General features: G+C 56.2%; 8 protein-coding genes and 1 pseudogene. All 9 read right to left on the reverse strand.

Annotated features, from left to right (window positions below):
• A partial coding sequence (locus ENI00_RS11960) for a cation:proton antiporter (RefSeq protein WP_304102525.1) occupies nt 1–946 on the reverse strand: 946 nt, incomplete at its 3' end.
• 101 nt (nt 947–1,047) lie between these two features.
• Nucleotides 1,048–1,995: an alpha/beta fold hydrolase gene (locus ENI00_RS11965; protein WP_304102528.1), complete on the reverse strand. Its 948-nt coding sequence runs from the start codon at nt 1,993–1,995 to the stop codon at nt 1,048–1,050.
• A 106-nt stretch (nt 1,996–2,101) separates the two neighbouring features.
• The gene (purD, locus tag ENI00_RS11970) at nt 2,102–3,388 is read right to left on the reverse strand and encodes a phosphoribosylamine--glycine ligase (RefSeq protein ID WP_304102530.1); all 1,287 of its coding nucleotides are present in this window, start codon (nt 3,386–3,388) and stop codon (nt 2,102–2,104) included.
• 34 nt (nt 3,389–3,422) lie between these two features.
• The gene (gene purH, locus ENI00_RS11975; protein WP_304102532.1) at nt 3,423–5,003 is read right to left on the reverse strand and encodes a bifunctional phosphoribosylaminoimidazolecarboxamide formyltransferase/IMP cyclohydrolase; all 1,581 of its coding nucleotides are present in this window, start codon (nt 5,001–5,003) and stop codon (nt 3,423–3,425) included.
• 85 nt (nt 5,004–5,088) lie between these two features.
• Complete coding sequence (fis, locus tag ENI00_RS11980; protein ID WP_304102535.1) at nt 5,089–5,406, reverse strand: DNA-binding transcriptional regulator Fis; 318 nt, start codon at nt 5,404–5,406, stop codon at nt 5,089–5,091.
• Nucleotides 5,403–6,398, reverse strand: coding sequence for a tRNA dihydrouridine synthase DusB (dusB, locus tag ENI00_RS11985; protein WP_304102544.1), 996 nt, complete (start codon nt 6,396–6,398; stop codon nt 5,403–5,405). Before dusB ends, fis begins: the two co-directional genes overlap by 4 nt.
• A gap of 226 nt (nt 6,399–6,624) precedes the next feature.
• The gene (locus ENI00_RS11990; RefSeq protein ID WP_304102538.1) at nt 6,625–7,779 is read right to left on the reverse strand and encodes a DUF3426 domain-containing protein; all 1,155 of its coding nucleotides are present in this window, start codon (nt 7,777–7,779) and stop codon (nt 6,625–6,627) included.
• Nucleotides 7,780–7,841: 62 nt separating this feature from the next.
• Nucleotides 7,842–8,738 (reverse strand): 50S ribosomal protein L11 methyltransferase, encoded by an 897-nt coding sequence (prmA, locus tag ENI00_RS11995; RefSeq protein WP_304102541.1) that lies wholly within the window; start codon nt 8,736–8,738, stop codon nt 7,842–7,844.
• A gap of 28 nt (nt 8,739–8,766) precedes the next feature.
• Nucleotides 8,767–9,499, reverse strand: a pseudogene (locus ENI00_RS12000) (acetyl-CoA carboxylase biotin carboxylase subunit); the annotation flags it as partial.

Consider the following 9,499-nt stretch of genomic DNA (forward strand, 5'->3'; position numbering starts at 1 on the left):
ATTCACTGTAGTTGGTCAAAGCCAGTGACGTGAGAAAACCGCTGCGGGCGCGCAAACGGAACAACAGCATGAGAAAGAAGAACAGAATGCCCTTGAGGGGCAACACCAGCGCCGCCACAACGGCAAAGATTATGGCATGGGTATCTGGAAGCCCGCCTATGCCAATCTGCAGGAAAAAGCCGACCAGAAAGATTTCTTTCACGCTCCACAAAGATTTGGCCAACTCTTGGCTGCGGGGGTGATTCGCCAGAATGGCGCCGAAAATCAGAGCGCCCAGCTCCGAGCTAAGCCCTACGGTTTCAAAGCCCAAACCACCCAGAACCAGCGCCAGCAACAACCCCAGCAGCACCAGTAACTCGTCATGGCCGCTGGCGTCCAGTAGTTTGAAAAGCAACGGTCGCAGCAGTGGCAGGCCAAATACAATCAGTGCCCACTGCGACGGCGTTTGGCCGGCGGCCAGGCTCATCACAAGCAGCGCGATCAGATCTTGCATGATCAGAATGCCAATAGACACTCGCCCATGAAAGGCCCTGAGCTCGCGTTTATTCTCCAGTACTTTGGCGGCCAATACAGTCGATGAGAACGACAGTGCAACGGCCAGCATGAAGGCCGCATACCAGGTTATGTCCAATATAAGATAAAGACCGGGCGTAAACACCAAGCAGGTGATGGCGAAATGCAGCAGGCTGCCACCGATCACCTCCGGGCTGATAACCGATTTCAGTTTGAGCTTCAAACCCACCGTAAACAGCATCAGCAGCACGCCCAAATGAGCGATATGAGCCAAAACCGCGGTGGGCTCCGCAGAAATTCCGAGGGAGGGGCTGGCCGCAAGCCCGCTGAGCACGAATCCCGCCGCCAGATAGCCAACCAGCGGGGGAGGCCCGACGGCCTTGGTCAACAGGCCAAGACCAAAGGCAAAAGAAATCCAGATAGCTTCAGGCATGAGAGATTCTTTCAGAAGAAACGGAGAGTCTTTGGTACAAGGCTACCCTGTTTTCCCGAGCCGTTGAAGCCGATAACGACAAAGCGACGAGCCCGCGCCGCTTATCCGGCTTTTGAAAGATAGGGTTTGGCAAAGTCCAGAAACAGGCGGGCCGATTCTTCCGGGGCCTCAATCATTGGCGCATGGCCAATACCGTCGAGCACCTTCAGTTTTGCGCCGGGGATAATGCTCTGAAAGACCTCACCGTTGCGATAATTCAGTACGCGATCTTCTTTGCCCCAGACCACCAGCACGGGGTCCTTGATGCGTTTTATGGTGTTGCGGAATTCTGACCCGTAACCTGCCTCTCTGATGGCGGCAAAGATCACTTCATTCACCTGCTGGTTGGCCAGAGCCTGCTCTTCCATAACGCCCAGAATCGGCCAGGGGATGAACGGCTTTTTCTCAAGCGCAAAGTCCATCAGGCGTTCAAAGTCACCGGGTTTTGAGGGTATGAGGGGATTGTTTCCAGCGAGTATCATATCGACCATCTCGTTTTCGTATTTGAGAATGCCCGCCGGGTCGAACAGCACCGCGGTTTTTATCCGGTCCGGGTAAGTGGCGGCGTAGAGGGCTGTAATGCCGCCACCCATGGAATTGCCCATCATATGCATTTCGTTGATGCCAAGCGCCTCGAGAATAAGGGCCAAGTGGCGAACCTGCTCTTCCAGCCCGTAACCAATGTCCAGCGGCTTGCTGCTGTCGCCGTGGCCGGGGAGGTCTATAGCATAAACGTTGAAACCATTGGTGAGTTCTCGAGCGATACGGGTCCAGTTATCCTTATTGGCACCAAAGCCATGAATCAGCACGATGTTATCGCCGTTGTTCATCTCGGAGTTGCGCAGGTACGCAATCTCAAGTTTGCCAACGGTAATCGTGTCAGCCTCAAGCCCGGCTGCGGAGCGCTCCAGGCCAATCGCCGTTTCGTAAAAGTCATGGCGGGAGCATGCGCTGATCGATAGAAGAGCCAACAGTAAAAACATGACGGTAAAAGACGATTTTTGCATCATTTGAGCTGTTCCTGGCTGATTGACTCATTTGACGCCGGGCAAGCGAGTTCGCACGACCCCATAAAAAAGCCCGGTCAATGGCCGGGCGCAAGTGTTGGGTGTCGGGCTATGTCTGCTCGCGCGAAATGGCACGATACGCTATGTCGTTGCGATAAAACACGCCGTCCCAGCGTATCTGTTCAGCGAGTTTGTAAGCCCGCTGCTGGGCGTCCGTCACCGTGTTGCCAAGCGCCGTGGCGCAGAGCACTCGACCGCCGCTGGTGACCACCTGGTCGCCCTGAAGAACGGTGCCGGCGTGGAACGCTTTCTCGCCCTCTATTTCCGTTTCCGGCAAGCCGGAAACAACATCGCCTTTTCGGTATCTACCGGGATATCCGCCGGCGGCCAACACAATCCCTACGGCGGCGCGGTCATCCCAGACCGAGCGACACTGGTCCAGATTGCCGTCAATGGCAGCCTGGCAGAGCTCAACAATATCCGACTTCATGCGCAGCAGGATAGGCTGGGTTTCGGGATCACCAAAGCGGCAGTTGAATTCGATGACCTTGGGCGCTCCGACGGTGTCGATCATCAGTCCGGCGTACAGAAAACCCTTGTACGGATGGCCTTCGGCTGCCATGCCGCGCACGGTTGGGTAAATCACCTCATCCATGATGCGTTGATGCACCTCAGCGGTTACCACGGGGGCGGGTGAGTAGGCGCCCATACCGCCGGTGTTCGGGCCTGTGTCACCGTCGCCCACACGCTTGTGATCCTGGGACGTGGCCATGGGCAGCACGTGCTCACCGTCCACCATCACAATAAAGCTGGCTTCTTCACCGTCCAGAAATTCTTCGACAACCACACGGCTTCCTGCGTCGCCAAAGGCGTTGCCGGCCAGCATGTCGCGAATGGCGTTTTCAGCTTCCTCAAGGGTCATTGCAACGATAACGCCTTTGCCGGCGGCAAGACCGTCAGCTTTGACAACAATGGGCGCGCCCTGTTGGCGAACATAGGCCAGAGCTTCGTCTACGTCTGTAAAGTTACCGTAGCCGGCCGTAGGAATTTTCTGGCGGGCAAGAAAATCTTTGGTAAACGCTTTGGAGCCTTCCAGTTGCGCGGCCCCAGCGCTGGGGCCAAACACACGCAAGCCACGCTCCTCAAAGAGATCGACAATACCGGCGACCAAAGGTGCTTCTGGGCCAACGATGGTGAGGCCGACCTTATTGTCAGCCGCAAATGTGGCCAGGCTTTCAAGATCCAGAGCGTCAATTCTGACGTTTTTTACACCCGGTTCGCGCGCGGTTCCGGCGTTGCCGGGCGCTACGAAAACCGTATCTGCGTCTGGAGATTGAGCCGCTTTCCAGGCCAACGCGTGTTCACGCCCGCCACTGCCGATTACCAGAATGTTCATATTGCGTTGCCCTATACGTTTACAAGCGGTTGTATCAGTGCCGGAAATGGCGCATGCCGGTAAATACCATGGCGATGCCGTGTTCGTTGGCGGCGTCGATCACTTCCTGATCGCGCATGGAGCCGCCAGGTTGTATGACGGCGGTAATACCGGCCTCGGCGGCGGCATCAATGCCGTCCCGGAACGGGAAGAAGGCATCGGAGGCCATGACCGAACCTTTTACTTCCAGATTCTCATCGGCCGCCTTGATGCCGGCAATCCGTGCGCTGTAAACGCGGCTCATCTGGCCCGCGCCGACACCAATAGTGCGGCCTGAGCGGGCGTAAACGATGGCGTTGGATTTCACGTATTTTGCCACTTCCCAGGCAAACAGCAGGTCGTTCAGTTCCTGCTCTGTTGGCTGGCGGGTGGTTACCACTTTTACGTCGGTCATGGCCACCATGCCCAGGTCGCGGTCCTGAACCAGAAGGCCACCGGTTACTCGCTTGTAGTCCATGGTTTGGGCGCGTTCACCGCCGAGTTCACCGCAGGCCATCAGGCGTACGTTCTTTTTGGCCGCCACCAACGTCACCGCCTCCGGTGTAACGGAGGGCGCAATAATGACCTCAACAAACTGGCGTTCAATAATCGCCGCGGCCGTTTGTGCGTCCAGTTCCCGATTGAACGCGATAATACCGCCGAAAGACGAGGTGGGGTCGGTGGCAAAGGCCAGCTCGTAAGCCTGGAGAATATCGGAGCCGATCGCCACACCGCAGGGGTTGGCGTGTTTGACGATAACGCACGCCGGGTCTGCGAAGGGTTTCACGCACTCCAGGGCTGCATCGGTATCAGCCACGTTGTTATAGGAAAGCGCTTTGCCCTGAAGCTGCGTTGCGGTGGCAATACAGGCTTCTTTCGGGTTGCGTTCGGCGTAGAAGGCCGCGCGCTGGTGCGGGTTTTCGCCGTAGCGCATATCCTGAACTTTTACGTACTGACTGTTAAACGTTCGGGGAAAATCGGCGTTGTTGTTATCGGCCGTGCGCCCACCCAGATAGTTGGCAATGGCGCCGTCATAGCCTGCAGTGTGCTCGAAGGCTTTTACCGCCAGATCGAAGCGCGTGTTGTGGCTCAGTTCGCCATCGTTATCATCCAGTTCTTTCAGAACCCGGCTGTAATCCGACGCGTTGACCAAAACGGCAACGTCGTTGTGGTTTTTGGCCGCAGCACGAACCATGGTGGGGCCGCCGATATCGATATTTTCAATCGCGCTAGCAAGGTCGCAGTCGGGGTTGGCAACTGTGGACTCGAACGGGTACAGGTTCACCACAACCATATCTATCGGGTTGATCCCGTGCTCACCCATAACGGCATCATCCGTGCCCCGGCGGCCGAGAATGCCGCCGTGGATTTTTGGATGCAGGGTTTTCACCCGGCCATCCATCATCTCCGGAAACCCGGTGTAGTCAGACACTTCGGTTACGGGAACGTTGTTGTCTTTCAGGAGACGAAAGGTGCCCCCGGTAGAAAGCAATTCGATACCGCGGCTGGTAAGGGCGCGCCCGAACTCGACGATGCCGGATTTATCACTGACGCTGATCAGCGCGCGACGAACGGAGGTACTTGCCTGGTTTGCCATGGGGTCACATTCTTCACTTGGGGTGAACGAACGAGGGCCTCGCGAAGGGTGTCCGGGAGGCCCTCATCAAGTCAGGGTATTTGGATTATAGCAGGCCGTACTGCTTGAGTTTTTTGCGCAGTGTCCCGCGATTCAGTCCAAGCATGGTGGATGCTTTGGTCTGGTTGTTGCGTGTGTATTTCATTACTTGTTCCAACAGCGGCGCTTCCACCTCACAAAGTACTCGTTGGTAAACCTCGGTCACCGGCGCGCCATCAAGTTGGGTCAAGTAGTTTGTCAGGGCCACTTCAACGTTGTCGCGCAGGGTAACGGTGTTGCCGCTGCTGTTCACCGTTTGCAGTTGGTGAATATCATCGTTGGCCGGGGTGTTCAAGTTGCTATTTGCCAAAGTCTCAGCGGTCATGCTGCGAATTCCTCTCCGTTTCGTAAGCCTGAAAAATACTGTCGGATGCTGTCTTTTTGCTCTCCCGCTTCGTTGAACGTGTTGAAGCGGTTCCGGAACTGTTTGCCTGGGTCGTGGGATTGCAGGTACCAACCCACGTGTTTTCTGGCAATGCGCACGCCCATGACCTCTCCGTAAAAGCTGTGCAGGGCGTCCAGATGTTCGCTGAGAATGTGTTCCACTTCGCCCAGTGGCGGCGCCGGCAGGTGCAGGCCGGTTTTAAGGAAATACAGTATCTCCCGAAAAATCCACGGGCTACCCTGGGCGGCGCGGCCAATAAGCAGGCCGTCGGCGCCGGTATATTCAAGAACCCGGCGGGCTTTCTCGGGGGATGTGATATCACCGTTGGCGAACACTGGAATGTTCACGCTCGATTTCACTTCGGCAATGGTGTCGTACTCTGCATCGCCTGAGTACTTGTCGGCTCGGGTACGGCCATGAATCGCCAGCGCCTGAATGCCGCTGTCTTCGGCCATACGCGCAATGGCCAACGCGTTGCGATTGTCCTGATCCCAGCCGGTACGCATTTTCAGGGTAACGGGGATATCAACGGCGTTGACGACCGCTTCCAGTATGTCCCGGACCAGGCTTTCATCTTTCATCAACGCTGAGCCGGCTGCCTTGTTGCATACTTTTTTAGCCGGACAGCCCATATTGATATCGATGATCTGGGCGCCGGACTCCGCGTTTAGCCGGGCTGCATTAGCCAGCATGTCAGGATCGCCACCCGCAATCTGAACGGCTCTGGGCTCAGGCTCCCCGGTATGATCCATACGGGTTCTGGATTTACGTGTATGCCAGAGCTTGCTGTCTGCTATTACCATTTCCGATACTGCCAGGCCCGCGCCCAGCCTCCGGCACAATAGCCGGAAGGGGCGGTCTGTTACACCCGCCATGGGGGCAACAATTAGCGGATTGGGCAAGGTATAAGGCCCGATTTTTGCCGTTGGCAACATGGTCTGAATCCGAATTACAGCAGATGAAGCGTCAGTCGAAGCGGCGCGGCTGTTTAATAAATGACCGATGCCCATTTCGAGGGGCGATAATGATACCGCCGAGGGCACTGTGATTGAAGGGCAGAGAGGCGAAAAAACTGATTATTTTTCGCTCTTTCTGGTTGACTTTTGTTCTGCGAGATGGGGTCCGCCGTGCTTGCCGAGGTCTCATCGGCAAGCAGCCTTAGGGCATATAGGGTCGAAAGCTGAGGTTGTAATTAACGGCGTCACGTCCAGGGTCGCGAATAGTGATTGCAATGCGAACCGGCGTTTCAACGGGCATGATGCTGAGTTGTTCGGCCTCGCCGGCAATGTATTCCGACGGAGTGAAAACGCTCTGGGCAACCACGTCGCCATTCAGATTGGAGAAGGTCAGGGCAATGGCCGGGAACGGCTGCTGAAAGTCCGCGCGGTTGATAATGACGGCATCGACGACCAGTTGGCTGCGATTTTCCGGATTGGTGCGCACAACCAGTTTGCGGCTCTGGATTGCACTGACATTGATCAACGGCTTCAGTTCACAGCCGGCCAGTTCGCAGCCCTTTTCATAAAACGGCCGAAGCTCCGGTATGGCGGACAGTCGGTCAAACTGGAACCAGACGACCTGAGCTATCAGAACGCCAAACAGCCCAAGCACAATCAGCGACCAGACCGAGGTGCGCAGCCAGCTTTTGCGGCCGCCACTAACAGAAACGGGTTCCCGCCTGAGATCGCCAAACGGTGTATCCGCAGCGAAGGGCTCATCCTGTTGCGAGCTCGCGGTTTCCGATGCCACTCCGTGTTCGTTGGCAAAAGATTCAAATGCCGGGTCGGGTTGTTCATCGACATAAAAATCAGTGTGAGGTTCTGGTTCTGGTTCTGGTTCTGGTTCTTGCTTTGGTTCGTGTTCCGGCTTTGGTTCAGGCGGCACTTTTTTGGAGGCCTGGTCCTCTTGGAGAATGGCTTCTGCCCAGCTTTCATCAACGTCTTCGATGGGATCTTTGTCGTCCAGACGGTCTCGCTCGGCGGCATCCCTGTCGTCGAAACTGCGAAAACTGTCGCTGAGTTCATCGTCGGAAAACGTCAGTCGGGTGCCGGTATAACGGCCCTCTTCGGCATCTTCTTCAGGGTTGTCGGCAAAAATGAAGTTGTCTTCTGTGGTGTCGCCAGTAAAACCCGTCTCAGCGCGTGGTTTGGGTGTATTGCCTGCAACGCCGGTTATCTGATGCTCGACCGCATTGAAGATATCCATGCAGTGGCCGCAGCGCACCTTGCCCCTGGCAATGCCAAGCTGCTCATCAGTCACCCGGAACCGGGTACTGCATTTCGGGCACTGGGTCTGCAGACTACTCTGGGTCATGCTTTGTTCCTGAACGCGACTGGACTAAGAGTCTGGGAGTTTAGTCGTTAAGACAGCCTTAGTCATCTGTCGTTGCGCCGTCCTGTGAGGCGTATCCATTCTTCACGCTGTTCGGGCTCATCCATAATAAACCAGGGATCGTAGGCAGCCATGACCTCACGGGCCTGATAGGAGAGAATACCCGAGAGCACAATATCCCCGCCTGGCTTTGTCAGTTCTGCCAAATGCGGCGCCAGCCCAATAAGAGGCTGCGCAAGAATGTTGGCAAGCATCACATCGACTTTAGTGCCGGGTTCGTTTTCAGGCAAATAGAGGTCAAGTCTGGTTTTATCCACGCTGTTGCGCCGGGCGTTCTCGCGGCTGGCCTCTAGTGCCTGCGGATCGGTGTCTACACCCGTCACGTGGGTTGCACCCAAAAGCAGTGCCGCCAGGCCCAGTATGCCGGAGCCACAGCCATAGTCGGTAACCTGCTTGCCGTTCATATCCTGCCCATCCAGCCACTCCAGGCACAAGGCGGTGGTTGCGTGTGTGCCTGTGCCAAACGCGAGCCCCGGGTCGAGCATCAGATTGGCAGCGTCAGGGTCGGGCGCATCGTGCCAGCTTGGCACTATCCACAGGCGTTCGCCAAACTGCAGCGGATGAAAGTCTTCCATCCAGGCCCGCGCCCAGTCCTTGTCTTCAACCAGGGTAACGTCGATCTCTGCAAGGGATTGCTGGGTTTGCTGGTGCCAGGCGTTGCGTACATCGATACACAACTGATCAATATCCCGGTCTGACTGAAAGAGCCCGGTAACCGTGGTCTGGCTCCACAGTGGCGTGGTGCCAGGATCGGGTTCGTAGAGTGGCTGGTCGGCGGCATCTTCCATGGAGACAGCGTCTGCGCCCATCTCCATAAGCAGATCCTCAAGCTGATCCGCAGTATCGGGATCAGCCGGAATCTGTAGTTGTATCCAAGGCATAGGTCTTCCTGCAGTAAGATGCAGGGAGTCAGTCCCGCATCAGTTTCTCAAGATAGTGGATAGTGAAGTCTACCGTTTTAAAGCCGCCATCGCGCACCAGTTTTCGGTGCAGAGGCTGATTGGTTTTAATGCCGTCCACCAAAAGCTCATCCAGAGCATTTTTCATACGCCTTCTGGCGATCTGGCGATCATCGCCCCAGGTGATCAGCTTGGCAATCAGTGAGTCATAAAACGGGGGTACCGTATAGCCACTGTACAGGTGAGAATCTACGCGCACACCGTTACCGCCGGGAGCGTGAAAATGCGTCACTTTGCCGGGACTAGGCACAAAAGTATCCGGGTCTTCCGCGTTGATGCGGCATTCGATAGCGTGGCCCGTAATACGAATATCTTCTTGCTTGTATTGAAGCGGCAGCCCGCTGGCAATACGCAGCTGTTCGCGAACGATATCGACACCCGTGACCATTTCGGAAACCGGGTGCTCTACTTGCACGCGCGTGTTCATTTCAATGAAAAAGAACTCGCCGTCCTGATACAGAAACTCGAACGTGCCCGCACCGACGTAACCGATTTCCTTGCACGCATCTACACAGGCTTTAAGCGTGCGTTCACGAGACTCCTGGTTGACGTTCGGGGCCGGAGCTTCTTCGATAACTTTCTGGTTGCGGCGCTGCATGGAGCAGTCGCGGTCGCCCAGGTGAATACAGTTGCCGTGCATGTCGGCGAGAACCTGAACTTCTACGTGGCGCGGAGTTTCCAGA

It is taken from the genome of Marinobacter antarcticus, assembly GCF_011049865.1.
Classification (GTDB): Bacteria; Pseudomonadota; Gammaproteobacteria; order Pseudomonadales; family Oleiphilaceae; genus Marinobacter; species Marinobacter antarcticus_A.

Bases quoted from the DNA above. Each gene is read 5' to 3' on its own strand.
- purH (WP_304102532.1), bottom strand. From the start codon at position 5,003: ATGGCAAACCAGGCAAGTACCTCCGTTCGTCGCGCGCTGATCAGCGTC.
- prmA (WP_304102541.1), bottom strand. From the start codon at position 8,738: ATGCCTTGGATACAACTACAGATTCCGGCTGATCCCGATACTGCGGAT.
- ENI00_RS11965 (WP_304102528.1), bottom strand. From the start codon at position 1,995: ATGATGCAAAAATCGTCTTTTACCGTCATGTTTTTACTGTTGGCTCTT.
- purD (WP_304102530.1), bottom strand. From the start codon at position 3,388: ATGAACATTCTGGTAATCGGCAGTGGCGGGCGTGAACACGCGTTGGCC.
- ENI00_RS11990 (WP_304102538.1), bottom strand. From the start codon at position 7,779: ATGACCCAGAGTAGTCTGCAGACCCAGTGCCCGAAATGCAGTACCCGG.
- fis (WP_304102535.1), bottom strand. From the start codon at position 5,406: ATGACCGCTGAGACTTTGGCAAATAGCAACTTGAACACCCCGGCCAAC.